The 24,371-nt window shown below is 59.9% G+C and carries 27 protein-coding genes and 1 pseudogene; 5 read left to right on the top strand and 23 right to left on the bottom strand.

The window, feature by feature from the left end; all coding sequences use genetic code 11:
- Positions 1 to 4 precede the first annotated feature (4 nt).
- From I2H36_RS18620 to I2H36_RS18600, 5 genes are all read right to left on the bottom strand, one after another.
- The gene (locus tag I2H36_RS18620) at positions 5 to 2,341 is read right to left on the bottom strand and encodes a DUF4962 domain-containing protein (protein ID WP_196265398.1); all 2,337 of its coding nucleotides are present in this window, start codon (positions 2,339 to 2,341) and stop codon (positions 5 to 7) included.
- 59 nt (positions 2,342 to 2,400) lie between these two features.
- Complete coding sequence (locus I2H36_RS18615) at positions 2,401 to 3,948, bottom strand: extracellular solute-binding protein (RefSeq protein ID WP_246718905.1); 1,548 nt, start codon at positions 3,946 to 3,948, stop codon at positions 2,401 to 2,403.
- Between the two features lie 58 nt (positions 3,949 to 4,006).
- Positions 4,007 to 4,921: a carbohydrate ABC transporter permease gene (locus I2H36_RS18610; RefSeq protein ID WP_196265397.1), complete on the bottom strand. Its 915-nt coding sequence runs from the start codon at positions 4,919 to 4,921 to the stop codon at positions 4,007 to 4,009.
- Positions 4,922 to 4,930: 9 nt separating this feature from the next.
- Positions 4,931 to 5,815: an ABC transporter permease subunit gene (locus tag I2H36_RS18605; RefSeq protein ID WP_196265422.1), complete on the bottom strand. Its 885-nt coding sequence runs from the start codon at positions 5,813 to 5,815 to the stop codon at positions 4,931 to 4,933.
- Positions 5,816 to 6,009: 194 nt separating this feature from the next.
- Positions 6,010 to 6,759, bottom strand: coding sequence for a GntR family transcriptional regulator (locus I2H36_RS18600; RefSeq protein ID WP_246718903.1), 750 nt, complete (start codon positions 6,757 to 6,759; stop codon positions 6,010 to 6,012).
- A gap of 119 nt (positions 6,760 to 6,878) precedes the next feature.
- Between I2H36_RS18600 and I2H36_RS18595 the strand changes: the two genes are divergently transcribed.
- Entirely contained in the window at positions 6,879 to 7,646 is a 768-nt protein-coding gene (locus I2H36_RS18595; RefSeq protein ID WP_196265395.1) for an SDR family NAD(P)-dependent oxidoreductase, read from the top strand.
- Positions 7,647 to 7,684: 38 nt separating this feature from the next.
- Here the strand turns inward: I2H36_RS18595 and I2H36_RS18590 are convergent, their stop codons facing one another.
- Entirely contained in the window at positions 7,685 to 8,788 is a 1,104-nt protein-coding gene (locus tag I2H36_RS18590) for an alginate lyase family protein (RefSeq protein WP_196265394.1), read from the bottom strand.
- A gap of 220 nt (positions 8,789 to 9,008) precedes the next feature.
- Here I2H36_RS18590 and I2H36_RS18585 point away from each other — a divergent pair, with 220 nt between their 5' ends.
- A complete protein-coding gene (locus tag I2H36_RS18585; protein WP_196265393.1) occupies positions 9,009 to 9,878 on the top strand; it encodes an amidoligase family protein in 870 nt (289 codons plus the stop codon).
- A gap of 80 nt (positions 9,879 to 9,958) precedes the next feature.
- On the opposite strand, the gene I2H36_RS18580 is transcribed toward I2H36_RS18585, so the two are convergent.
- From I2H36_RS18580 to I2H36_RS18550, 7 genes are all read right to left on the bottom strand, one after another.
- Positions 9,959 to 10,207, bottom strand: a complete 249-nt coding sequence (locus tag I2H36_RS18580; RefSeq protein ID WP_196265392.1) for a ParB N-terminal domain-containing protein — start codon at positions 10,205 to 10,207, stop codon at positions 9,959 to 9,961.
- A 46-nt stretch (positions 10,208 to 10,253) separates the two neighbouring features.
- Positions 10,254 to 10,958 carry a spermine/spermidine synthase domain-containing protein gene (locus I2H36_RS18575; protein ID WP_196265391.1) on the bottom strand — a complete coding sequence of 235 codons (705 nt, stop codon included), beginning with the start codon at positions 10,956 to 10,958 and terminating at the stop codon, positions 10,254 to 10,256.
- A gap of 90 nt (positions 10,959 to 11,048) precedes the next feature.
- Positions 11,049 to 11,189, bottom strand: coding sequence for a hypothetical protein (locus I2H36_RS18570; RefSeq protein ID WP_196265390.1), 141 nt, complete (start codon positions 11,187 to 11,189; stop codon positions 11,049 to 11,051).
- 42 nt (positions 11,190 to 11,231) lie between these two features.
- A complete protein-coding gene (locus I2H36_RS18565) occupies positions 11,232 to 11,537 on the bottom strand; it encodes a hypothetical protein (protein ID WP_196265389.1) in 306 nt (101 codons plus the stop codon).
- A gap of 51 nt (positions 11,538 to 11,588) precedes the next feature.
- Positions 11,589 to 11,882 carry a hypothetical protein gene (locus tag I2H36_RS18560; protein WP_196265388.1) on the bottom strand — a complete coding sequence of 98 codons (294 nt, stop codon included), beginning with the start codon at positions 11,880 to 11,882 and terminating at the stop codon, positions 11,589 to 11,591.
- A complete protein-coding gene (locus I2H36_RS18555; protein ID WP_196265387.1) occupies positions 11,879 to 12,088 on the bottom strand; it encodes a hypothetical protein in 210 nt (69 codons plus the stop codon). Before I2H36_RS18555 ends, I2H36_RS18560 begins: the two co-directional genes overlap by 4 nt.
- A 146-nt stretch (positions 12,089 to 12,234) precedes the next feature.
- Positions 12,235 to 12,444 carry a cold-shock protein gene (locus I2H36_RS18550; RefSeq protein ID WP_196265386.1) on the bottom strand — a complete coding sequence of 70 codons (210 nt, stop codon included), beginning with the start codon at positions 12,442 to 12,444 and terminating at the stop codon, positions 12,235 to 12,237.
- Between the two features lie 445 nt (positions 12,445 to 12,889).
- On the opposite strand from I2H36_RS18550, the gene I2H36_RS18545 reads away from it, so the two are divergent.
- Together I2H36_RS18545 and I2H36_RS20245 are read left to right on the top strand one after the other, a co-directional pair.
- Positions 12,890 to 13,720, top strand: coding sequence for an alpha/beta fold hydrolase (locus I2H36_RS18545; protein WP_196265385.1), 831 nt, complete (start codon positions 12,890 to 12,892; stop codon positions 13,718 to 13,720).
- 308 nt (positions 13,721 to 14,028) lie between these two features.
- The gene (locus tag I2H36_RS20245) at positions 14,029 to 14,469 is read left to right on the top strand and encodes a DMT family transporter (protein WP_343234478.1); all 441 of its coding nucleotides are present in this window, start codon (positions 14,029 to 14,031) and stop codon (positions 14,467 to 14,469) included.
- A gap of 35 nt (positions 14,470 to 14,504) precedes the next feature.
- Here I2H36_RS20245 and I2H36_RS18535 read toward each other — a convergent pair whose 3' ends face one another.
- The 9 genes and pseudogenes from I2H36_RS18535 to I2H36_RS18500 all read right to left on the bottom strand — a co-directional run bounded on the left by I2H36_RS18535 (position 14,505) and on the right by I2H36_RS18500 (position 22,990).
- Positions 14,505 to 15,335 (bottom strand): DUF1684 domain-containing protein, encoded by an 831-nt coding sequence (locus I2H36_RS18535; protein WP_196265383.1) that lies wholly within the window; start codon positions 15,333 to 15,335, stop codon positions 14,505 to 14,507.
- Positions 15,336 to 15,354: 19 nt separating this feature from the next.
- Positions 15,355 to 16,956, bottom strand: coding sequence for a dipeptide ABC transporter ATP-binding protein (locus I2H36_RS18530; protein ID WP_196265382.1), 1,602 nt, complete (start codon positions 16,954 to 16,956; stop codon positions 15,355 to 15,357).
- 3 nt (positions 16,957 to 16,959) lie between these two features.
- On the bottom strand, positions 16,960 to 17,835 hold the full coding sequence (locus tag I2H36_RS18525) for an ABC transporter permease (protein WP_196265381.1): 876 nt from the start codon (positions 17,833 to 17,835) through the stop codon (positions 16,960 to 16,962).
- Positions 17,832 to 18,746 carry an ABC transporter permease gene (locus I2H36_RS18520; protein WP_210331142.1) on the bottom strand — a complete coding sequence of 305 codons (915 nt, stop codon included), beginning with the start codon at positions 18,744 to 18,746 and terminating at the stop codon, positions 17,832 to 17,834. The genes I2H36_RS18525 and I2H36_RS18520 overlap by 4 nt, the downstream gene beginning before the upstream one ends.
- 31 nt (positions 18,747 to 18,777) lie before the next feature.
- Positions 18,778 to 20,406: an ABC transporter substrate-binding protein gene (locus I2H36_RS18515; protein ID WP_210331141.1), complete on the bottom strand. Its 1,629-nt coding sequence runs from the start codon at positions 20,404 to 20,406 to the stop codon at positions 18,778 to 18,780.
- Between the two features lie 630 nt (positions 20,407 to 21,036).
- Complete coding sequence (locus I2H36_RS18510) at positions 21,037 to 22,140, bottom strand: histidine kinase dimerization/phosphoacceptor domain -containing protein (protein WP_196265379.1); 1,104 nt, start codon at positions 22,138 to 22,140, stop codon at positions 21,037 to 21,039.
- Between the two features lie 23 nt (positions 22,141 to 22,163).
- A complete protein-coding gene (locus I2H36_RS20240) occupies positions 22,164 to 22,322 on the bottom strand; it encodes a hypothetical protein (protein WP_246718910.1) in 159 nt (52 codons plus the stop codon).
- 73 nt (positions 22,323 to 22,395) lie between these two features.
- Positions 22,396 to 22,512 (bottom strand): annotated as a pseudogene (locus I2H36_RS20235) (response regulator); the annotation flags it as partial.
- A gap of 298 nt (positions 22,513 to 22,810) precedes the next feature.
- On the bottom strand, positions 22,811 to 22,990 hold the full coding sequence (locus I2H36_RS18500; RefSeq protein WP_196265378.1) for a hypothetical protein: 180 nt from the start codon (positions 22,988 to 22,990) through the stop codon (positions 22,811 to 22,813).
- A 347-nt stretch (positions 22,991 to 23,337) separates the two neighbouring features.
- Here I2H36_RS18500 and I2H36_RS18495 point away from each other — a divergent pair, with 347 nt between their 5' ends.
- Entirely contained in the window at positions 23,338 to 23,604 is a 267-nt protein-coding gene (locus tag I2H36_RS18495) for a DUF6894 family protein (RefSeq protein ID WP_196265377.1), read from the top strand.
- Here the strand turns inward: I2H36_RS18495 and I2H36_RS18490 are convergent.
- Positions 23,601 to 24,335: a Crp/Fnr family transcriptional regulator gene (locus tag I2H36_RS18490; protein ID WP_196265376.1), complete on the bottom strand. Its 735-nt coding sequence runs from the start codon at positions 24,333 to 24,335 to the stop codon at positions 23,601 to 23,603. The genes I2H36_RS18495 and I2H36_RS18490 overlap by 4 nt on opposite strands.
- Positions 24,336 to 24,371 lie beyond the last annotated feature (36 nt).

Genomic DNA, 24,371 nt, shown 5'->3' with positions numbered 1-24,371 from the left:
TTGTTCAGAACTGCTTTGGCAGCACCACCGAGAATTCCTGATCGTTCTCGTCGACGAAGTAGAGGTCCGTGCTGAAGCCCTGATCGTCGATAAAGTGCAGGACGCGTGACGGCTCACTCAGGGCGTAAGGGACGAGCAGCGACACCAGGTTATGCTGTCGGGCTGCGGGCACTTCGGCGGCAAGGTGCCATTGCAGCGGAAGGCCTTCGATCTCTGCCGGATCCACATCCGGAAAGCCCTGGTGCTGGCGGAGAACGGGCTTGCCCGCGCTGCTGAAGACGAAATGGCCGTAGAGGCCTGCCTGCTTGCCGGTCACCCGGAAAGTCTGGCCGCCGATCTCCATCTCGTTCTCGGTGTGGAATAGGAACGTGATCGGCTCTGGTTCATCGAGCGAAACCCGATCAACGATCACAAAGTAGCGCTCGCGCACGAAATGCACGTCCCGTTGCGCCAGCTTCACTCCGGGGTTGAGGGATTGGTAGGCGGCGGTAGCGTCACCGCTCATGAAGATGCTCGTGGCATCCTGCTTGACGGCGAGAAGCCGGCCTGAGGCTGCTTTGCCCAGGGCCTTGTCGCGCTCCGCGTACTGGCCCCTGCCGCCGATCAGGATTGCGTTCTTTGAACGCGTCTGGCGGCGCCAGAGGCGATGCATCGAAGAATTGAACGCCACGTAATAGCCGCCCTGGATGGCGAGATCTTCGCCGAAAGCACGCAACAGGAACGCGTTCTGGTCACCGTGGCTATGGCTCAGGGAGCCGTAGGGACTGCTCTTGAAGACGAACTGGAGGTGGCGCGTCGGATCGCTCATGTCTTTCTGAAGAGCAACCCAGCCGATGTCGTCGAAGACGTGCAGCAACGGGAGATCCGTTGGCGGTCTGGCTTCGACTGCCGTGAGATCATGGGCGTATTGTAGATCCTCAAAGGCGAAGTCCCACCAGCCGTAGTTGTAGAACAGATCCTCGGTGCCTGGATCGTCGCGTCTTACCTGCTCGAAATACCACTGGTAATGCCCGTTGCCTGTCGCTCCGGCGAACTGGCGCATGTTGTAGCCGGTCTTGAGGCTTGGCGGGTCGCCCATAGTGGAATCGTCCCCGAAGCAGGTGCGGCGCACTCCTGGCGCCTTGGTGTAGAGGGGGAAGCTGCCGGTCGCCTGAAAAAAGGTTCGCTGGAGAACGTCAATGCCATAATAATTGCGGATGAGTCCGGCCGCTTCCAGCAAATAGGCCATTCCGGTGGTCCAGTAATGCGGGCCCTCCGCCCAGCCACCATCCTCTGCGCCCCACGGGGAGTAGATGCTGAACAGATACTCGACCGTGTAGTCGAGCCACTCGCGTATCTCCTCATCTTCATCGTCCAGCAGAGCAATGCAGCAAGGCGTCAGGACGGCTGACAGGGCCCGCACCGCATGGCTATCGTAAGGAAAGATGTGGATGCGGGCATGGCCGATCACATGGTCGGCGATTTCACGGGTCCTCGCGAGGAGGGCAGACCGGACAATCATCCGCTCCTGCGCATCAAGACAGCCGTAAAGCCAATCGTAACCCCAGGCGAGAGCGCTCGCCACGCGAAACGCAGCCTCGTCGTTATAGGCACGTGATGTCGGCCCAAGCACATCCCAATCGGCAACAGCGAGAAGCCATTCCTTAGCCCGTACGAGAAGCTCCTCATCTTCAAGCAGGCGGCCTGCGATCGCCAGGTGTCGTATGGCGTAGATCACCTCCTGGCAATCGATGTACATCTGCCGCCACAGAGACGCGACCCGCTTGTTGTTGGGATAGGGTGCAGGCTCGGCGATGATCGGCCGGTCGATCCATGGCTTGACGGAGCGTTCGTAGAAATTCCGGAAACCGCATTGGTCCGGATTATCCTTCAGGGCTGCGGCGAAGGCGCGGGCCTTATCCTGATTGAGCCAGAGGCGCGGATGAGACTGAGGGGCGGCGTTGGCCCGGGTTGTGCCGGACGGGAGCGGCACTGGATTCAGGTCCACCGGCACGGTGAAGCGGCGACTTTCGCTCCAGGCGCTCGCGGCAGCACCCTGGTCGGGATCCCAGACGGCATAAGCCCATGAATATTCGCCCGGAGCATAGGCGTGATCCGGCGTGAAAAAGTTTCTGCGCAGATCTTCGTAGATGAAGAGGGGCTCGGCATTCACGCTGCTGCTCTCTGTCACTTTCAGAACGTACCGGGATCCTTCGTCCAGAGTTGGAAGCCACACGAACCGCGGCGGATTCTCATACACGGTCTCGGCGTCTGGCCTGTACTTCACCGTCAGCGTACCGGCCTTCGGCTGGTCGAGGATGGGCTGCTTGGCGGCGGAAAGGGATTGGACGCTGGTCGACATGATAATGAATCCGGTGGTGGGGAAGCCGCCGGCCTTGAGGGAAGGCCGGCGGCAGACATTCAGCGATACTGGCGCTCGTAGGCTTTCTGCATGACGGCAAGAACCTGATCCAGGCCGAGCTTCTTCAGCTGGGCGTTGTAGGATTCCCAATCCTTATCGACATCCCGGGAGCCGAGAACCCAGGCCTGCATCTGTTCGATCATGTAGGTCTGGATGTTGGGCATGTGGCGGTCGAAGACCTGACGCTCGTCGACCGTCATGCTGACACCGAGGAACTCGTCTGTGAGATAGTTGCCCTTTTCGTAGAGCTCGATGCTTTTCAACGCATTCTCGTCGGTCCACTGGCGCTCATAATCGTAATCCTGCCAGAAGCCGATCGGGATCTGGGCGCCGATGTCCCACATCTGGGCATTTACGGGCGCCTTGGCGTTCAGGATCTCCGGCTTGTAGCGCGGCTTTCCATCAACCATGTCGTAATGCTGTCCTTCGACACCGAAGTTCGAGAGAAGCCGGCCCTGCGGGGTGAAGTAGAAGTCGAAAAGCTTGATGGTCTCGACCGGATGCTTGTTGGTGACTGAAATCGCCCAGCCGTCCGGCCGCATGCGCGAGCGGCGGTTCTCGTTGAGGCGCTTGCCCGAGGGGCTGGCCGGCGGAGCAATCGCCAGGAACTTCATGCCCGGTACTTTGTCCTTGAGGCTAGTGTTGTAGCTGGCTGTCGAAGCGAACCAGTCATAGGTCATGCCGCCTTGGTTGGCGCCGAGAAGCGCCTCGCGAGCCCGGGCGCGACGGGTATAAACCTCTTTGTCGATCAGGCCCTCCGCATACCACTTGGCGATGTTGCGGATGCCCGTGCGATAATTCTCGCCCGTATAGGGATGCCTGACCTTGCCGCTGTCGACATAGAAGTCGTGTGCGGCGTCCGAGCCGCTCGAGCGGCCGTCCCAGAGAACAAGGAGACGCTGCAACTCGGTGTCGGGTTCGCGGAAGAAGAGCGGTACCTCGTCCTTCTGACCGTTTCCGTTCGGATCGCGCTCACGGAAGGCTTTCAGCGCTGTATAGAGCTCATCGACCGTTTGCGGCGGCTGCAGACCAAGTTTTTCCAGCCAGTCGTACCGGATGAACCAGCCGCGCGCGAACTTGCCGTCCGGCACATAGGGAATCCAGTAGATGTTGCCGTCCGGTGCCGTGATAGCCTTGCGGATCGTCTCGTTCTCGGCGAGAAACCGCTTCAGGTTCGGGGCGTGTTGATCGATGAGCTTGTTGAGGGGCTGGAAAGCGCCCTCCATGCCGTAGCGCACGAAATCTTGGCGGAGTTCATTGCCCGCGACAATGTCTGGCAGGTTACCCGAAGCCATCAGGAGATTGAAGGCCTCCCGGCTGAGGGTCGTGGCTTTCGAGGCCACGTTCTTCAGCTTGATCCCCGTGAGGCGGGTCAGTTCCTTGGCCACGGGCCAATCGTCGTTCCACACGTATTTGTCGCGAAAATGCATGTGAATCGTCAGCTCGAGCGGCTTATCGACGATCTTGGTCGTCTTGGTGTCCTGAGCTGCCGCGGGCGCTCCTGCCAGCAAGGCCGACAGCAGCGCGGCCGTCATGATCCTCTTCATCGTAGTCCTCCAAAAGCGTTTCCCTTGGGGTTCGCTGACCCGGCGCAGCGTTCCCTCGTCATTCCTTGACTCCGCCGAGTGTGATGCCCTTGTTGAAGTATTTCTGGACGTACGGAAAAACGATCACAATGGGCAGGATTGACACGACCATGATGGCTGCCGTGATCGTCTCGAACGAATATTCCGTCGACATGAGCCCGCTGGCAAAGCTGTCGTCGCTGCGCATGTCCACAATCGTCCGCTTCAGGTAGACCTGAAGCGGGACCTTCTCCTCGCTGCGCAGAAGCACCATGGCCCAGAAATAGCCGTTCCAGCGGGAGACGAGGCACAGGAGCGCAACGGTCATGATCGCCGGCTTGGCGAGCGGGATGAAAATCTTCCACAGGAGCTGGAAGTCGCTCGCGCCGTCGATCCGGGCGGCCTCCTCGAACGAAGCCGGCACGGACTCGAAGTAGTTGCGCAGGAGGATCACGTTGAAGGCATTGCAGGCGAACGCCAGGACGATGCCGAGGCGGGCGTCGAGCAGGCCGAGATCGCGTACGTTGAGGAAGAAGGGGATAAGCCCCGCGTGGAACCACATGGTGAAGGCCACCATGAAGCCGATGAGGCGCCGTCCCCTGAGCCTTGCCCGCGACAGCGCGAACGCGCCAGGCACCATGATGAGAAGACTCGTGATCGTGCCGAAGAAGGCATAGAAGAGCGTATTGCCGTAAGCGATCCAGAACTTTTGGTCTGCAAGTACGTATTCGTAGGCGGCGAGGGTGATCTCTACCGGCCATAGCGTGACCTGGCCTGATGTGACCGCAAAGCCGGAACTCAACGACGCCGACAGGATGTAGATGAAAGGATAAAGCGTGCTCAGCACGAAAAGTAGGAGGAGCGCCGTGTTGGCGACGCCGAAGATTCTGTCCCCCCGGGCATAAAGATTGAAGGGTTCAGACGAGGTATCGGCGTTGAGTGCGCGAGCTGACATGTTTGGACCTCACCAAACCGAGTGCTGGCTATAGCGCCGGCTCAGCCAATTGGCGCTCACCACGAGGATGAGTGCCACGACAGCGTTGAATAGATCTGCCGCCGTGCCGAGCGCATATTGGTTGTTCTGCAGACCCGCACGGTAGATGAAGGTCGAGATCACATCGGCCGTCTCGAAGGTGGCGGGCTGGTAGAGCAGGATGATGTATTCGAAATTGACCTCGATGAGTTGGCCGACGCGGATGATCATCATGATCATGATCACCGGAAGGAGCGACGGCAGCGTGATGTAGCGTATCATCTGCAAGCGAGAGGCGCCGTCCATGCGGGCGGATTCATAGAGTGCCGGATTGATACCGGCGATGGCCGCTAGATAGACGATGGAGTCGAAACCGGCCTCCTTCCAGATGTTGGAGCCGATGAAGATCGGGCGGAAATATTCCGGGATCGTAAGGAAGTAGATCTTCTCAAAACCCAGACGGTCCAGGAGGATGTTCACGATCCCAGTTGTGGGCGATAGGAAGTTTATTACGAGACCGGCGATGATCACTGCCGAGATGAAATGCGGCAGATAGGTGATGGTTTGGGCGATCCTGCGAAATCCTTGGTGGTGGATTTCATTGAACATCAAGGCCAGGATGATTGGAACCGGGAAGGCGAAGACAAGCGAGTAGAAGCTGATGAGCAGCGTGTTCTTGACCGCTCGCAGGAAGTACTCGTTGCTGAACAGGGCCACGAAATTGTCGAAGCCGATCCACGGGCTTCCTTCGATCCCGCGGAAGAGGCTGTACTGCTTGAAAGCGATCTGGAGCCCGTACATCGGCGTGTAGAGGAAGACCACGAACCAGATGATCATGGGAGCAAGCAGTACATAGAGCTGCCAGTCCCGGCGCATGTCGCTGAGCAGAGTGCGAAAAGCCTTTCGGATGCCGTATTCTTGGCTGGTTGGGGAAATGGCTGGTGGCGCGGCAAGCTCGGGTGTCGCGATGACGCCGTCCAGGATCCTCACGGATCCGCCACCGCTCTCCCTGTCGAGTGCCGCGTCTGCCATCCTGCCTTCCTCCCTTCGTCTCCGCTCCTATTCCTGGCTTATGCGGAGAGTCTGTACCGTGGGCGTTCCCGGTTGATCGCCTCGAAGAGCGCCCAGAACTCCGGGTTTTCTCCGAGTTCCCAAACTTTGGTCTCGATGCTGCCGAGATGGGTTCGCATGGCCTCTTCGGCTTTTGCTGGATCTTTGTCCGCGATCGCTGCCGTGATGGCCCGATGCTGAGCCAGGACACGGTCCGTGGCGCGGATATTCAGGCGCTGCTTGAGACTGCGGATCCGGTCGATCTCGACCTTTGCGGTCTCAATGAGCTGAACGATCCCTGACAATTTTGCGGCCTCGATGATGAGCGAGTGAAACTCCTCGTCGAGGTGCCGGAACGCTGTGTAATCCTCTGCCGCTATGGCCTTTTCTTGACGGGCAAGGCAGGCTTTCAGGTTGCAGACGTCCTCGAGGCTCCGTTCCGCAGCGGCACGCCGGGCAGCGCCGCTCTCAAGTTGTAGGCGAACGAAGCAGCCTTCCAGAAAGCGATCAAGGTTGATCGGCGCCACATAGGTTCTGCTTTTCGGGACGACGGCTACGAGCCCTTCCTCGGAGAGCCGTATGATCGCCTCGCGTACGGGCGTCTTGCTGACCTTCAGGCATGCCGCCACCTCCTTTTCCGATAGGATCTGCCAGGGAAGAAGAATCGTCTCAAGGATGAGTGTCCGCAGCCCCCTGTGCACCTGCACAACGAGTGGTCCGTCTCCAGCCAAGAGGCTCGGATGAAGGGTTTCCGTGAGCGGTCTTTCCAAATTCGGCCCCATGACAGAGATATCAGTCTGGCACTCTAAGATATCAGTTGACGAAGCTCTGGCAAGAGCCAATTCATAGGCAAAGGCCGCACGACCAAGTGGCCTGCAGGGAGGTTGTCATGAAATCAGAGCCCCAGTTCACCGGAAAGACCGTCCTGATCGCCGGTGGGGCATCCGGGATCGGTGCAGCTACCACCCGCGCTTTCGCCTCGAGCGGGGCAAGGGTGGCTTTCACCTATGTGACGAGTGCCGAGGAAGCCGGAATCCTGGAGCGTGACTTCAACGGTTCGGAGCGCAAGGTCATGGGCATCGAAGCCGACATGACGGATCCCGTCAGCGTTGCCGGTGCATTCGCGAAGACCGAGCAGGCGTTCGGACCGGTCGATATCCTCTTTGCCAATGCCGGCGGTTTGCTCAAGCGCAGCCGCTGTGTCGATACATCCCTGGACCTCTGGCAGGAGGCGATTGCCGTCAACCTGACGAGCACGTTTCTCGCCTGCCAGTCGGCTCTGCGCAGCATGGAGCCCCGGAAGTCCGGAACCCTCGTGCTGATGTCCTCGCTTGCCGCGTTCGACGGCGGCGGCCCCGGTGCCTCCCATTATGCGGCGACCAAGGGTGCCGTCGCGACCTATGTTCGGGCGCTGGCGAAGGAAGTCGGCCCGCTGGGGATCCGTGTGAACGGCGTCGCACCGGGCCTCATCGGCACACGCTTTCATGATGTGTTCAGTACGCCTGAGGGACGCAAGGCGACGGTTGAGCGAACTCCTCTCCGACGGGAGGGTACTCCGGAGGATGTGGCCGAAGCCGTGCTCTTCCTTGCATCGGACCGCGCCTCTTATCTGTCGGGAGAAATTCTCCAGATCAACGGCGGCCTCGGCATGATTTGAGGAAAAGCGTGCTTCGCCCCTTTTCACGACAGCAGCTGTCATTTGCTGTCGTGAAAGAGAAGTGTTAGATCTCCCCCAAGCCCGCTTGAGGCGAGGGGGCGCCTCGATGCGAGCAGGGCCTCGATCCGAGGCGAGGGGAAGCGGCTTTGGTGAATTTCAAGCCAAGCGATGCGGTTGGGCGGTCCTATGCCGTCATCGGAAAAGGCTTCCTGCTTCGTGCCCGATACCTTCTCGAAGAAGGATGAGTCGTCGAGGGATGCAACCACCCGGTCGACCAGCCGCGTCAAGGCGCCATCGTTTTCGGCATAGAGATCGACGCCTCGGCTGCGCGCCAGTTCTGCGGTCGCGACGAGCGGCTCCGCGGCGTAGATATGGTAGTCGCGGGCACGCTTGCCCCGGCTGATTTCGAGCGGCAATGTGCCTTCCGGGGTGATCTGCGAAAGGCCGATGCGGGCGCTGTCCATGCCCCACTCCGTCAGGTGCTTGTCATTGGTGGCAACGCCGGCTGCAGTGGCGGCAAGGCCTGCCCAGTAACGGTGGTTGTTCTGCCCTGAGATCTCATGATTATTGTCCATGAACTCTACCACTTGCCTGCCGAGTGCCTTGAGCCAGCCTTCAACCCGCTTTTTCTTGTCCTCCTGCAAATCCGGAGCATTCCGGATCTGGAGGTAGGCCAGGGCGAAACCGCCGAGCGTCTGGCCCAGGTTGAACAGGGCTTGCTTCGAGCGCGTGTCGGTCATTGCGTTGGCCGAGGCCCAATGCTCCAACCAATCGAGCGCACAAACGGCTGCTGCCGGATTTCTCGGGTTTGAGCGCACATAGTCGTTGGCGATTTTCACCAGCCCTTTGGCGTAAGCCCGAAGCGGCACCACGGCCTTCAAATACTTCTCGTTGGCGCTGTCATCGATCGTCGCGCGGGAGCTATCGGTCTGCTTGTATTTGCTCTGCGTCTCAAGGGTGATCATAGGGTTTCCGGGCGCATCGCATTCATATTCCGGCGCTGCCTGCCCATTGTCTTTCTCGACAGCTGGCACGAGGTACCCCACTCTTTGCGCATGACCGGGCGTGGCCTGCAACAGGGCAAGAAGAGCCGCGGTCATTCGTACGCTGCACAAGACCCGATCGCCGGAACCGAGAAGCATATCCTCCTCCTTTTGCACCTGCCTGCCTTGGAAATGCGATTCAGTGTCGACCAGCTTCCAGGCAGATCTTGGCCTGCAATTCAAAGGTCATAGGGGAAGTAGGGCCTGCAGAGCCCATGAGAAGCAGCCCTATCAGTTGTTGCCATATGTGTGACCGCTCCCATCTTTCTGATGAATGGACAATCCAGTTACCCCATCTCATCCTCTTGCAGCCGCCGCGATGATCACAGCGGATGGCAGCGTGCGACGCGTGGGTATTGAGGTGGAGTTTCTCGGCCCTAGCGTCAGCGCGGCCGCTGCCGCACTCGCGAGGGATTTGGACGGGGTTGTCGAGCCGGAGGATCCTCACGCCATCAAGGTTCGGGGCACCCGCTTGGGTGATCTGTCGGTCGAGTTGGATCTGCGCCATATTCATCCCGCTCGCCATCCTGACCTGGATGTCGGGCTGGGCCGTCGCGGCTCTGCGGTCCTGGGAACCCTTGTCTCGCCCTTTGTACCGCGGGAGCTCATCACCGGGCCTATCCCTGCAGCTCAGCTCGGTGACGTGGACAAGGCTCTTGCAAGCCTTCGGTCAGCGGGCGCTCGGGGCCATGGCGCCATCTTCCTGAACTCACTCAGCCTGCACTTCAACATCGACCCGCCGAGCCTCGACGCGCGGACGCTCACGGCCTTCCTGAAAGCGTTCCTTCTGATCAGCGATGATCTCAGACGTCAGACCGCTCGAGGTAGCCTGAGGCTTTCACTTGCGCTCCCACCAGATTATCCTGAGAGCTACAAGGAGCGTGTCCTTGCTCCGGATTATTGGCCTAGCCTGCCGGACCTCACCGCCGATTATTTGGCGGCCAATCCCACTCGCCAGCGTGCCCTCGACCTTCTGCCCGTGCTAGCCTACCTGGACGAGGCGCAGGTGCGCCAGACTCTTCCAAGGGAGAAGATCGGCCCGAGGTCGGTGTTCCACTACCGGCTTCCGCATGCCTATCTTAGCGACCCGAATTGGAGCATTCTTCCGGATTGGTACGGCTGGCTCAGGGTGGAGCACCTCGCTGCCGAGCTTGGTAAAGGCGAGATAAACCCAAGGGAGGTCGTTTGATCTGGGAGGGAAGGCGAAGCGTGACTTCCGCTGTCTCCGCTCCGATATGGTCAAAGCAGTAGCTCTTCCCGGGATGCCGGCTAGTGCTTGCGAGCTTGCACCAAGTAAACCGGTACCGTCGTCTCTCCGAGAGCCTTGCAGGCTTCCAAGCGATGCAAACCCTCAACCAGGACAAAACGCTTGCCATCAGGCCGTACGAGGATAGGTGCCTCTTGCCCTTTGGCCAGCATGCTCTCGGCAAGGGCCTCGACTTTCTGCGGGTCAAGGGTTTGACGCCGCTGGACAGGCACATAGACATCCTGGATGGCGACCATCTGCTTCTTCATCATCTCTGCTGCCCCTGGCGTACGGCTCGTGTCTGTGGATGCAGTCTCTCTAAATTTGCGCCCGCGAGGCCAGTGAACCCCCTGGCCTCGTCGCGATCCAGATCGTGTGTCTTGCGCCGGCGCGTATTCCATGGGCGCGCGCGCCGACTTCTTCTACGCGAAATCCCACCTGGCGCAGGCGCTGGGAGAAGGCTCTGTTCGGTGCCGATGACCATACGGCCAGGACGCCGCCTGGCGTCAGCGCCGTCTTGGCGGTGCCGAGGCCTGGGAGGTCGTAGAGGCTGTCGTTGGCTTGGCGTGTCAGACCTTCGGGCCCGTTGTCGACATCGAGCAGAATGGCGTCGTAGGCAGACCGGTTCGATCTGATCAGATGCCCGACATCTCCCTCATGAATGCTGACGCGTGGATCGTTGAGGCTGTCGCCAAAGACTTCGGCCATCGGCCCCCGGGCCCATGCCACAACAGCAGGGATGAGTTCCGCCACGGTCACCTGCGCCTCGAGGCCGAGTTCAGCCAGCGCGGCGCGCAATGTAAAGCCCATCCCCAACCCGCCGATCAGGATTTTTGGCTGCTCGCGGCCCTGAAGTCTCAGACACGACAGTTTGGCGAGCGACTCCTCGGAACCGCTCAGGCGGCTGTTCATCAGCTCGTTGCTGCCCAGCATGATCGAGAACTCGGTACCGCGCTTCTTGAGACGCAGCTCGCCTCCGTCACCAGGGATTTTTGCCGTATCGAGTAAGACCCAGGGGATCATGAATAACTCTTCATGGTCTCGTGTTCTTTAGCAGGATCGCGTTCGGACAATGCGTCGAGTGGGCCGTTCGCAGCTTAATGCGCAGCGGCCCTATCGCTTGCCACCGGATGGTTTCGCGGGCGTCCCGCCTTTGCCCTGGTTCGCGAAGGGTGAGGTCGGGATCGCCTCCTTGGGCTTTTCCTTCTTCGGCTTCTTCGCTTCACGATTACCGCGCTGTTCGCCTCTAGCCATGGCTGGTCTCCGTTGTTCGCAGGTTTGTGGATTCAGATCATCTCAGTCGTGAGGCGCCTTGTCGAGCAGATGGTCGAAATCAGCCATGACCCGGTCAATGAGCTTGCGTCGACGGAGATCGCTTGCATCCAGGCTCTGGGCGAGGAGGCCAAGCAGGTAGCGTGCCTTCTCGACCGCCTCATGCCAATCACCAGCGGGCGCGGCTGCCAGCAGGTCTTCGAGTTCTGCCTGTCTCGTCCGCAGCGCTTCCTGATCGGCTTCGACCTCGGACCGGAGGCGCCGAAGGTCGGTTGCCTTCTGAGCCGCCATGCCGCGATGAGCATCGAGATTGGTCGGTTGATCAGTCATAATCCGCTCCTTCGTATCCCCTGCCTGGGTAACCCCGGGTAGGTCGACTCCTTAAGCGCGCTCGGTCAGCAGGCGAGCCAGCGTCTTGGCCAAGCGCTCATTCTGTCCAACAGGCTCAGGTGTCACATCGTGCCATTGATGCGCTCGAAGCGACCAGCCGATGTCCGAGAGGCTGCCGAGCGGCTCATGAGGCCAAGCAGGCTCGCCTGTCGGCGTCAGGATCATGAACTGTCGTGAGGCCTTCATGCCTACCTGGGCGACGTACAGGACTTCGTCGCCCCGTCGAAGCAGCGCGATCGGATCGTAGATCTGAGATCCCTGAAAGAAGGCGCCGCCGCTGGTCAAATCGCGGATGCCTGGGCTGTGATCTCGCTTTCGCGCACGGCGCGCTCGCCGAAGCCGGACGACTTTATGCGGTAGGAGACTTCACCGGTCTGATCGGCGGGCATAAGGCGAGTAACCTCGTAGAGGCCGCTTGCACTTGCACGCTTGTCCGAAATGCGCGGATGGGTAATTCGAACTAGCTGATGGACCTGATACTTATGGGACATTCATGCCTCGTGGAATGCGATTGCTGTCGGTCAGGGCAGGCAGATGCTAAAGGGCGTCTGCTGGTACCAACAAAAAAGCCGCTCCTCAGCGGAGCGGCTTCAGAGCTTGACGGCTCAGGCTTAAGTCCTGGGCCAGTCATCAGAGATCACGCGGTCTCAATGTTGTTGACGGCGACCTTGCCGGAGCGGCGGTCTTCAGCGGTGTCGAAAGAGACCTTCTGGCCTTCAACGAGGCCGCGCATTCCGGCGCGCTCAAGAGCAGTGGCGTGGACGAACACATCCTTGCTGCCGTCGTTCGGCTGGATGAATCCGAAGCCCTTCATGTCGTTGTAGAACTTTACTGTGCCGGTAATCATTGGGGTTAACCTTTTACGATTCTTGCAGATGCACGTGAGGGGAGGTCACGCAGAAGCGCGACCTCAACTCGGTTCGTCGATGTAATGGTAAGAAAGTCCGAACGTGCGCCTGGAAAAACCAAAAGCGATACGACCCGATTGTCCGGCCAAAATCCGATAATGACTATATACGTCTTTTCTTAATCAATAGCAAGCGACACCAGTTATTTCATTTTCCTAACCTGATATCAGCAGAGTTCGGCGCGGGCGAAAGATGAAACTGTGCTGGGCAAAGATCGCGACCGCCAAATATTATTGATCTCGTGCATGGCAGGCCCTTCATGCGCGTCGAGGAGGCTGGAGGGCAATCCGGTCTCTGGGGCTCCTACAACAATGCGATGCCACAAGCGTGTCAAACAATCGTCGTAAGCTCGGCCTTGCGCTCTGTTTGCGCAAGGAGAAGACGATGAACACGATCACGACTCGGGATGGTACGCAGATTTTCTATAAGGACTGGGGCTCACGCGATGCTCAGCCCATCGTCTTCCATCATGGCTGGCCGCTCAGTGCCGATGACTGGGACAACCAGATGCAGTTCTTTTTCGATAAGGGCTTCCGTGTGATCGCCCACGACCGGCGCGGCCACGGGCGCTCCACCCAGACTGCAACCGGCAATGAGATGGACACCTATGCCGCCGATGTCGCCGAACTGGCTTCAGCCCTGGACCTGAAACACGCCATCCATGTCGGTCATTCCACCGGTGGCGGCGAGGTCGCGCATTACGTCGCCCGGGCTGAGGCCGGCCGGGTTGCCAAAGCCGTGTTGATCGGGGCCGTGCCGCCGGTAATGGTCAAATCGGACAAGAATCCTGGCGGCCTGCCTATCGAGGTGTTCGACGGCTTCCGGGCTCAGCTCGCGGCCAACCGTGCCCAATTCTACAGAGACGTTGCTGCCGGTCCTTTCTACGGCTTCAACCGTCCCGGTGCGAAAGTTCTCGAGGCGGTCATCGACAATTGGTGGCGCCAGGGCATGATGGGCGGCATCAAGCCCCATTACGATTGCATCAAGGCCTTCTCCGAGACTGATTTCACCGAAGACCTCAGGAGGATTGAGGTGCCTGTGCTGATCATGCACGGGGACGACGACCAAATCGTCCCGATAGCCGATTCAGCCCTGCTGGCCGTCAAGATCCTCAGGAATGGCACGCTCAAGGTGTATGATGGCCTTCCGCACGGCATGTGCACCACGCACCCGGAAATCATCAATCCGGATCTTTTCGCGTTCATTCAAAGCTGATCGGGCCACGAGGCTCGCGGGATCAAGGTCGACAGGCCCCACGTCGCGGGGCAATGATCCGCAGAGCCCAGATTCGTAACGAAGAGCCTGCCCTGCTCCGCGAGGCAGGCTCCTTCTTTATGTGGCTTCAAGTTTTTGTTCGATCCCGGAGGGTGCAACTCTGCGTCTCTCAACGATTGCCGGGCAAGGTATTTGTAGGATTATATGTCGGGTCCGCCCTCATTCCCGAGGCTGTGGTTCTGCTCACGCTTGCTGACGATCGTAAGAAGTCACACTGGGCTCGCCTGCAGAACCAGCAGACGCCAGTCTTGGGTGCCTCTAGGGATCTCGGCACCGGGGCGCTGCAGATCCTCGGCCCGGCCCTTTGCAACTCCGTGACCACCGTGGTGCAGAAGCCGCTCTTCGCAACGCATAAGCCGCTGAATGTTTCGGCTTTGAATATGGTGCTTGGGGCACTCGTCCTCGCTCCCTGGCTGCCGAGCGGCGTAAGCCAGCTTGCCGAGGCATCGCCTTTGAACATCCAGGCCGTGATCTATCTCGCTCTCGTCCCGAGCCTCGTCGCCTATGGAACCTGGTCCGTCGCCTTGTCACGGCTGCCGGCAAGCCGCGCGTCCAACTTCATGGATTGCGTATCTCCGGTCGCTACTCTGCTCGGCTTCGTGTGGCTCGGGGAAATGCCAACCCCGCTTGGCGCTGTTGGCGGGGTAATGGCTCTGGGTGGAGCGGCGGTCGTCAACAGGAAACGATGAAAGACGGGGGAGGAGGCTTTCTCCCTTCCGATGCTTCAGGTGTGGAAGGACGGGAGTTTCTCGCCGGCCTTGATGCGGAGCGGCAGCTTGTTCTCCGCCGGGGGCAGCGGACAAGTTGCGAAGTCGGTGAAGGCGCAGGGTGGATTGATGGCTTTGTTGAAGTCCAAGACGATCGTCGACCCCTGCACCTCGCCGATCAGAAAGCGGCTTGCGCCATAAGTCTCTGTGCCCGACGTGCCATCGCGCAGCACGAACATCGGTGCATCTTTCGTGCCATGGGTCGGCCAAAGTTCATAGCGGATGCCGTCACGGGAGAAGACCGCCTTGTGGGTCACCAGGATGGTGTTCACGGTCCCGATCACGCTGTCGACATCGAGGGGACGGGGCTCAGGTAGAGGAACCCAATCCGCAAGGATGCGCCAAGATGCATCGACCGGAAAGCGGGGGATGCCTGCAAAGCGCGGCCTGTTCCGGTTAGCACAATCTCGGATCCGCAAGGCCTTGCGATCGTCCCGCCGGATCAGGTGGAAGGAAACGGTACCGAAAGCCACCATTGTCGGGGTCTCTGTATCGTCGTGCAACTGAGCCTGCGCAATCCTCTCGCCATCGATGGTTCCATCTGCCGATGGATCGAGTTGCACGTGAGCCGTCCCATCGTCGCGATACAGGATAATTCCGGCGTGGTGCGGCGCGTTGTCGAGAACGATATCGTTATCAGGAGCAGATCCGAAGCGCCACGTCCCAGGGTGGAGCCATTCCAGACCGCTCACGCTCAGCCACCCTTCAGGCTTCTTCAGCGTCTCGATCCTGTTCGCGTACCATGTTTCAAGCGCCGAGATGTACTGCGCGGTTGGAACCATGGTCATGACGGTCTCTTTCTGCTTCTCAAGCTTCGTAAGACGGGAGGCGCGGCAGCGCCGCGAGGAGTCCTTGTGTATAGGCGTCGCGCGGATGCGCGAAAACCGTATCCACCGGGCCTTCCTCGACGATCCGGCCGGCATGCATCACCATGACCCTGTCGCTGACATGATGCACGACGCCGAGATCATGCGAGATGAAGAGAATAGTCAGGCCGAACTGGCGCTTCAGATCTTCAAGGAGATCGAGCACCTGAGCCTGAGTCGAAACGTCCAGCGCCGAAACTGGTTCATCGCAAATGAGAATATCCGGCTGCATCGCCAATGCGCGGGCTATCGCCACACGTTGCCTCTGACCGCCGGATAGCTGCCGTGGTCGCCGAGAGAGATGTGTCTCACTCAACCCGACGAACTGGAGGAGTTGGGTCGCACGTGCCGTCCATTCGCGCTTGGGGAGGTCCGTGATTCTCAACGCTTCGGTGAGAATGTCGATGACCTTGTAGCGCGGGTCGAATGAACCCAGCGGATCCTGCGAGACCAGCTGGAGCCGCGGGCGCAAGGGCCGCCGTTGTCTCTCGGTCAGATGCGACCAAGGTTTTCCATTGAGGAAAACCTTACCCTTGTTCGGCTGCTGAAGAGCCAGGAGCAGGCGGGCTAAGGTGGTCTTCCCGCTGCCGGAGGCTCCAACGAGGCCGAGGGTTTCGCCGGTCTGAAGCTTCATGTCGACATTGTCAACGACAAGCCAGCCCTCGTACGACTTTGTTAAGGCACGAGCCTCGAGGGCAGCCCATTCACTCGGCGCCTGCTCAATGGGGGACGCCGTCTCCGCATCCATCCCCGCCGTCAGTCGCGGCCCTTTTGTTTGGACAGAGGGAATGGCTGCCAGCAGGGCGCGCGTATAAGCCGCCTGCGGGGCCGAGAACACCTGTTTGGGTGAACCCGTTTCCACTACGGCTCCATCCTTGAGAACGATGATGTGATCGGCAAGCGATGCCACCACGGCCAGATCATGTGAGATAAGGATGAGTCCGGTTCCCTTGGCTTTCATCTCGCGCAACAGGGAAAGGATCTGCGCCTGAACGATGACGTCGAGAGCTGTCGTTGGCTCGTCGGCGATCAGAAGGGCTGGACCGGCTGCAATGGCCGAAGCGATCAATGCGCGTTGCCGCAAGCCGCCGGAGAGTTGGTGGGCGAATTGATCGATCCTCTGCTCAGGGTCGGGGATGCCGACCGAGGTCAGGAGGTCGAGAACCTTTTGTCTTGCCGCCCGTCGAGGAATGTCCGTGTGCTGGATCAGGGCCTCGTTGATCTCCGACCCGACCGTCTTCAACGGATCTAGCGACACGAGGGCATCCTGCAGAACGAAGCCGATCTGTCGGCCGCGAACGGAGCGCCATTGCGACGGTGAGAGATTCAGAAGATCCCTTCCATCGAGCTGCAGACGATCGGCCGAGACGGCTGCATTGTCTCCCGCGAGCCCAACAAGGGCACGGGCCGTGACGGATTTGCCCGATCCGGATTCGCCGACGATCGCCACGCATTGGCCAGCATCAACGGTAAAGCTCAAGCCTCGGATCGCAGCCGCGCCTGGAAATGAAACGCTCAGGTTTTCGACATTCAGCAGCGGCATCGATCAAACCCTGCCGTCCGAGAGAGCCTTCAGGCGGCGACCGAGCACAGTGGTAGAGATTACGGTGAGCGTTGCAAAAACGCCCGGGAAGACGCCGATCCACCAGGCCTTTCGCAGATAGCCCTGTCCCTCCGCCAGCATCAGACCCCATTCAGGGGTCGGAGGCTTGGGACCCAAGCCTAGATAGCTGAGCGCCGCGGAGGAGAGAATCGCACTGCCGATTCCGAGCGTCGATAGGATGATCAAGGGGCCGACCGTATGGGGAAGAATATGACGGAGCAAAGTGACCCATCGGCGTTGCCCGAGGATGCGAGCGGCTTCGACATAACCGGATGTGCGCACGATCAAGACCTGCGAGCGCACGATGCGCGCATATCGGGGAATTTCGGCAATGGCGATGGCAATCAGGACATTGACGCCTCCAGTACCGATCAGCGCGACGACCGTCATCGACATGAAGAGCGCCGGGAAAGCCAGCAGAACGTCAATCAAACGCATGAACGCCAGATCGACGACCCCGCCGGCGCTGCCGGCGACCAGGCCGATGGAGAGACCGCTGATGACGGCAATGAGGGTCGCTCCCAGCCCGATGGCGAGCGAGTAGCTGGCGCCATGCACGACGCGCGAGAAGATGTCGCGCCCGAGCTGATCGGTTCCGAAAGGAAATTCCAGGGAAGGAGCGCGCAGCGTGTGCAGCAGGCTGATTTTGTAGGGATCCTGCGGTGCGATCAGGGTGGGGCTTATCGCGCATAGGGCCAGGAAGGCCAGTATGCACGTGGCAAGTGCAACGCCGGCCGGAAAGCGACGTGATCGCCTGACGGTCTGCGGTGCAGGATGAAGGGAGGTTGGATGGATGAGTTCTGGCGCAGGAACGGTCATGATGCGGAAACGCGCAGCCTAGGATCGACCACACGGTAGAGTAGGTCGGCCACGATGTTAAGAGCCACGAAGACGAAGGCGACAAGGAGAACGATACCCATGACGACGGGAATGTCGTGATTGGTGATCGCCTCCAGGGTGATGCGCCCGAGGCCGGGCCGCCCGAACACCTGCTCGGTGATGATGGACCCGGCCAGGAGCCCGCCGAAGATCTCCGTGCTGATCGTGATGAAGGGGATCAGCGCGTGGCCGAAGGCATGCCTCCAGCGGATCGCCCATTCCGACAGCCCCCGGGTTCGCGCCGTCAGAATGAAGGGCTGCTCGAGCGCCAGATCCATCTCTTCCCGCATCACCTGGCTCAGGCTGCCGAATACGGCGAGTGCCAGCGTTACGACGGGGAGCACAAGGGAGCGCCAGCCCTCATCGGCCACGACGGGAAAGAGCTGCCATTTGAACGAGAAGAACGTCAGCAGCAGGATCCCGATCCAGAAAGCTGGGGTCGAGACGCTCAGGAGCTCGATCGAGGACAGTACCCTGCGAAGCCATGTTCTGCGGCCGGAGGTCAGAAGCGAGGCGACGCAGGCCATGAGCACGGCAATCGCGACGGACAGGGAAGCGAGGACCAGGGTCGATCCGAGCTCGCTGCCGATGATGGATACGACGCTCCGGCGTTGCTGATAGGATATGCCGAGGTCGCCCTGAGCAATCCTGATGAGGAAGTGCTGGTATTGCTCCCAGACGGGCCGGTCGAGGCCGAAATCCGCCCGAATGGCAGCGCGCACTTCGGGCGTTATGGATGTATCGGCACCATAGATGACCTGGACTGGGTCGCTTGGAAAGAGTTGAAGGATCGCAAATGCTAAAGAAGCAGCAGCCCAGAGGACTGCTGCTCCCGCGAGAATGCGGATCAAGAGTTCTCTTGCGATGTGCAAGCCGTGCCCCTTACTTGGACAGCCAGACGTCGTAGTAGGAACCGATCTGCCCGGATGTTCCGAAGGTTACGTCCTGCACCTTGTTGTTGACGACGAGCAGCACGGTCGGGTTTGCAATGGGGATCAGGTAGACCTTCTCCGCGATGATCTTCTGCGCGGCCTTGTACGCGGCAATACGCTTTTCCCGATCGGTTGTCGCAAGTCCGGCAGCAAGAGCCTCATCGAGATCCCTGTCCTTTACGAAGCCCCAGTTCGTGTTCTTATCCCAGGTCTCGGTGGAATAGAACGCGCCGTAGAGCAGGTTCGGTTCGCTTGCGGCCTGAGACGTATCGACAATGTTGTAGTCGTTGGCCTTGAAGCGCGTGTCGGCCGTGCCGAAATCGACGACGTCACGAACATAGTCGATGCCGATGGAAGCGAAAGCCGCTTTCAATCCCTGGGCAAAGAGGTCGCGCTGCTGGTTGGTCCACGGAGCCGCAGAGATGGCGCGCAGGGTCAGGCGCCTCCCGTCCTTGACGCGGAAGCCTTCGCTGTCGGTCTTGGACCAGCCTGCCTCATCCAGCAGGGTCTTGGCCTTCTGGACGTCGAATGTCCATGCCTTCTCGAAAGACGCATCGTAGCCGGTCGCGACAGCGGGCGTGAGCGCCGAATAGGCCGGCGTCGCGGTTCCGAGGAAGACGGCTTCGATGAGACCGGCATAGTCGGCACCGATGCGCAAGGCTTCGCGGATCTTGATGTCGTCGAGCGGCGCCTTGGATTGATTGAGCCAGAACGACCAAGGAATGCCGGGCTGTTGCGCCTGAAGAAGCTTCAGGTGAGGCTTCGCCTTGATGTCCTCGATGGAAATCGCCGGCACACCGGTCGCGATATCGGCCTGATTGGATTCAACAGCGCCGACACGAACGGAATCTTCCTTGAGAAATCGCAATTCGACCTTGTCGAGATACGCCTTGCCTTCGTGAATGGCGTCCTTAGGACCCCAGTTGTAATCGTCGTTCCGCTCGAGCACGAGATCGCGGCCCGCAGTGCGGGACAGGACCTTGAACGGTCCGGAGCCGGCGGTGATGCCGGGCCCGCCGGCGCAGCGCTGCTCCTTGCTGTATTTCTGAATAGAGGCGGGCGAGATGAAGCCTTGAGCGGGCTCGCTCAGATCATGCAGAAACGGACTGTATGCCCTGCTCAATTTCACGGTAACGATGTTGCCGCTCGCCGAGATTGCCTCGATCGGCACGCCGCCGGCCTTCTTGACGTCAAGCCAGCGCTTCAGGTTGAAGCGGACGGCTTCTGCATCCAGAGGTGTGCCGTCATGGAACTTCACGCCATCACGGATGGTGAAAGCGTAGGTCAGCTGATCATCCGAGATCGTCCACTTGTCCGCGATCCAAGGATGGAATTTGCCATCCAGACTCTCAGAAACCAGCCGATCGTAAATGCTCTGCAGAGCGGTTTGCGTGTTGCGTGACGTCCCCTCGATCTGATCCAGGCATAGCGGCTCATAGGTCACGACGCGCAAGGTTCCGCCCACCTGCGGCTTGTCCTGAGCGACGCTGGGCACGGGCATGAGAGCCAAGGCCGATGACGCGAATAGTGCGAGGCCAGCCCTTTGTGCGAACCCCGCAACAGAACCGAACTCCGCCATAATGATCTCCGCTGGTTTTCTGTTGGCCCCAAGAGAGCCTTGATATGAGGAAAAAATATCCCTTCGTTTTCTTCAATGTCAACCGCTTTGTTCTTCATAAAGAACAGAGATTTGTGAGTGACACGCCAAATGGGCAGGAAGTTCCAAGTTCATGGCTTCTTTGTCGGCTGAGTCGAGCTGCGTTGCTGAGATTCCTAGCATTTTGAGGGTTATGATAATTTTACGTTGCGTTCTAAAGAAAGAACAATTTCATTGCCCCGGCCAAGCTTTCCGAACACTTTGTACTGGCCTCCAGTCTGCCATGAAGGTTGTGGGGTATCGCGAGGTCAAGGATTGAGATCTGCTGGCCTAACCACCGTTCCGAGCGCAGCTTGCCGCGGGGATCTCGGCCCCATCGCGGATTAGCGTCATCGTTGCGGGCTGCTTCCTGGCTGATTGGCCCGCACTGCACCTTAGCGTCTTGGGCGTTACGGAAAAGGGTCCGGAACTGGCACATCCCGATAGTAAGCCAAATGTCGAGCCTCCCAGAGAACACCAGTCGTCCCCAAATAGCATGGGATCGTCAGAGCCTGACCCAGAGCTGACCCTAGCTATTCTAACACAGTTCGCATTTGCTACGGTTCCGTGATTTCAGTTTTGCGGATTCTCGGCCCACCTCGCGTGCTTATTGAGCAGATTGCTGCACGCATAGCCGAGCGATCCCTCCCGAAGGCTGAGCATCCCAACGCCATCATCCTGAACCACCCGTTCAATCCACCTTGATTGACTGCGGTGCGCCCGGAAGAGGATCGTTCCTGACCTTGGTGCCGGAAGGGCGTACTTCACGGCATTGGTGATGAGTTCGGTCAGCACGATGCCGATCGGGACTGCCGCGTCGGCATTCACCAGGATGCCTTCGGCAATGTCCGCTTCCAGGCTCACGCGATCATCATCCCCAGTGATGGGTCTCAGAGCGCCGCACAGATCGGCCACGTACATCGACACATCGACGTGCTGATCCCTTTCCGACTTGCTGAGCAGGTCATGGACCCGCGCCATGGCGTTGAGGCGATCCTGAGCTTCCTCAAAGAGCGCCCTGACAGCCGGGTCCGGCTGCCGTCGGCCCTGAATGGCCAGGAGGGAAGCCGCGATGGCGAGGCTGTTCTTGGCCCGGTGTTTAGCCTCCACAAGCAGCATCTCCCGCTCGGCGACCAGCGCCGACAGCCTTGTGCTGGCGGCTTCAAGCTCCCCGGTTCTAGTCGCGACCCGGGCTTCCAGTTCAGTGGTGAGCGTTCGCAGGCCCTCCTCGGCGTCGTAACGGCGGGTGATGTAGAGATAGGAAAGGAAATGATTGGTGATGGTGCCCTGGCCGTCATCCACTGGGCTGGCGAACAGCATCGCCCGAAATGGGGTGCCATCCTTCCGGTATTGCAGGATCTCCAGCGTTGCGTCTCGCGCCTCCCTGATCGCCGTTTGATAGCGTCGGATAGCTTCCGGGCCAGTGTCTTCGCCGTTCATGAAGTGCGGATCCTGGCCGAGGAGTTCGTCCATGCTGTAGCCGGACAAAACGACGAATGATTGTTTTGCAAAGACGATAGGATTGCCGGGCATAGTGGCATCGGTCACGAGCATCGGCATGCGGGTGCGTCGGACGGCCTCGACGAACACCCCGCCCTGCTGCCGGACGGCGTCAATGTGTCGTTCGGCGACGGTTCGCTCCGAGGTATCCGCCACATTCTCCTGAAACTCGTTCATGGCCAATCCGGTCTGGTGGACTGTCAGGCTTGCGCGGCGTTTGGTACAAGCCCGATCACCTGCGCCATGGCCATCTGCCAAATGACGTTGATGACGGTCACGAGCAGGTAGGGCTTGGCGAGGAACACCACGTCCGGCGGCAGATCGTCGGGGCCGGGGCGCACCCGTCCTGAGGTGGCCACGAGTCCGATGCCGGGCTCGTTCCCGAACCGCCCGGACCAGCCCGATGCCGTTCATCGAGGCCGGCATCTCAATGTCGGTGACGACGGCCTGAATGTCGGGGCGCGCTTGCCGAACGGTTATGGCTTCATCTGCGCTCACGGCCTCGAAGACCTTGTACCCGGCCTCATCGAGGGCATCGGCGAGAAACATGCGGACGAGCGGCCCGTCCTCCACGACGAGGATAACCATGCGGGGATCGGATTGGGGCATGTCGGAAGAGGCTGTACCGTTTTGCAGGTTCATCAAACAGCAAAGGCAGGCGGCTCAGCTTCGTTCCGCATCGTTCTTCCAAGTGCAGACAAACAGCAAGTACCCCGGCAGCCATAGGATCCGGTCAGCTATAGCCCTGAGCTGGTCGATGGTAGTTATCCCCCATCTGGAACGCGTCCCAAACGTTGAGCGGCAGTCGAAGACATTGAATGGGTCACTCGCAGTCGTCAAAAACCTTTCACTCATCTACTTCATCTTTCCGGTCGTCTGCTTCACTTTTCCGGTCTGACGACTGGTCTCCAAATGATGAGAGTTGAAAAAGCATCGCCCGGACGTGGGCGCGAACCCTTGCGGCTTGGGCTTCTTCAATCAAAGTTTCTGCGTCTCTTGCAAGATCGTGCGGGGTGAAATCCGTCATGAATGCGCTTCGCACTGGAGGCAGAAGCACACGGCTCGAAGGGACGGCTGCATGGATGCCTCCATCGGCAGGAAAGCGCATCCGAAATGGAATACGCTAAGGCATCCTGGCTCAGACACTTGTTACATCAGCGTAAATGGGCCGGTTTCGGCAGGCGATCCTTAACCTTGATCGAGCTTGGCCGCTAAAAACTTCTCGAAGATGAATCCATGAAAGGCACTCAAGGACAGCCCTCCTCGCAACGGAGCTCTGAGAGCTCCATATAAGGGCTATCGGTAGCCCGCGTTCGGGTTGTTGCCGACTGAGAGATCCGATGCGCTCCCGCCCTTAAGGCAGAGGAGCACCCCATGCCCCGCTACTTCTTCCACGTGACAGATGGCTACTCGGCCCGCGATGACGAGGGCACGGAGCTGCCCGATATCTACACGGCTCAGAATCAGGCCATTCGTACCAGCGGGGAGCTTCTGCGCGATATGGGCGGGGAGTTCTGGAACGGCACCGAATGGAAGCTGGAGGTGACTGACGAGCAGGGCCAGATCCTGCTCACGCTCCGCTTCTCGGCCGAGGAGCACCCCGCTTTGACTGGCCCCTCGCGCGACCCTGGCTCTGCTTAAAGGCTTTGTTCCGAGATGCCGTTCCGCTCAGTGAGATGCAGGTAGCTAGGATTGAAGCCGCTGAACGCCTTCAATCTCGCGGGGTCCAGAATGACAAGGTGCTTGCCCTTGAGCGTGATCAGCCCGTCACGGCGCAGACGCTGGAGCACTCGGTTCACATGCACGGACGTCAGACCCACGGTATCGGCTAACTCGGCCTGGGTGATCGGCAGCTCATATGTGTCACCGTTGGTCAACCCGACCACTTCAAGCCGTAGCAGCAGCTCGCACAGAAGATGGGCGACCCGGTGCTCGGCCTTTCGAGCGCCGACATTGACCAGCCATTCGCGCAGGGTGGCCTCGTCCACCAGCGCCGCCCACCAGAACGCCCGCGCGACGGCCGGCCGCTCCATCAGCGCCAGGATCTGGGCCCGCGGGATCTTCACCACAGTGCAGGAGGACAGCGTGGCAATGGTGTGATCCATAGCCCTGAGGATGAAAACATGAAGGTCGCAGAAGTCGCCTGGCACCAGGTAGGCCATGATCTGGCGGGTGCCATTCGGGATCATCTTGTAGCGGCAGGCGAAGCCCTCCAGGATCAAGTTTACGTCGCTCGGTGCTTCGCCCTCCCGGATCAGATCCACCCGAGGCCCGATGGCCCGGGCTGGGCGGATGACCTCGTCCAGGAGGAGCCTGTCGGCGTCCGACAGCGGTCCGAAGGCCTCCAGCTTGCGGGTGAGCACGTTCATCATCGGCAAGTCTCCTGAACCTACCAAACTTAAGGTGCA

Origin of the sequence: Microvirga terrestris (assembly GCF_015694425.1) — a bacterium.
GTDB classification, from domain to species: Bacteria; Pseudomonadota; Alphaproteobacteria; order Rhizobiales; family Beijerinckiaceae; genus Microvirga; species Microvirga terrestris.
The sequence above is the reverse complement of the archived record's forward strand: the minus strand, read 5'-3'. Positions and strand labels throughout refer to the sequence as shown.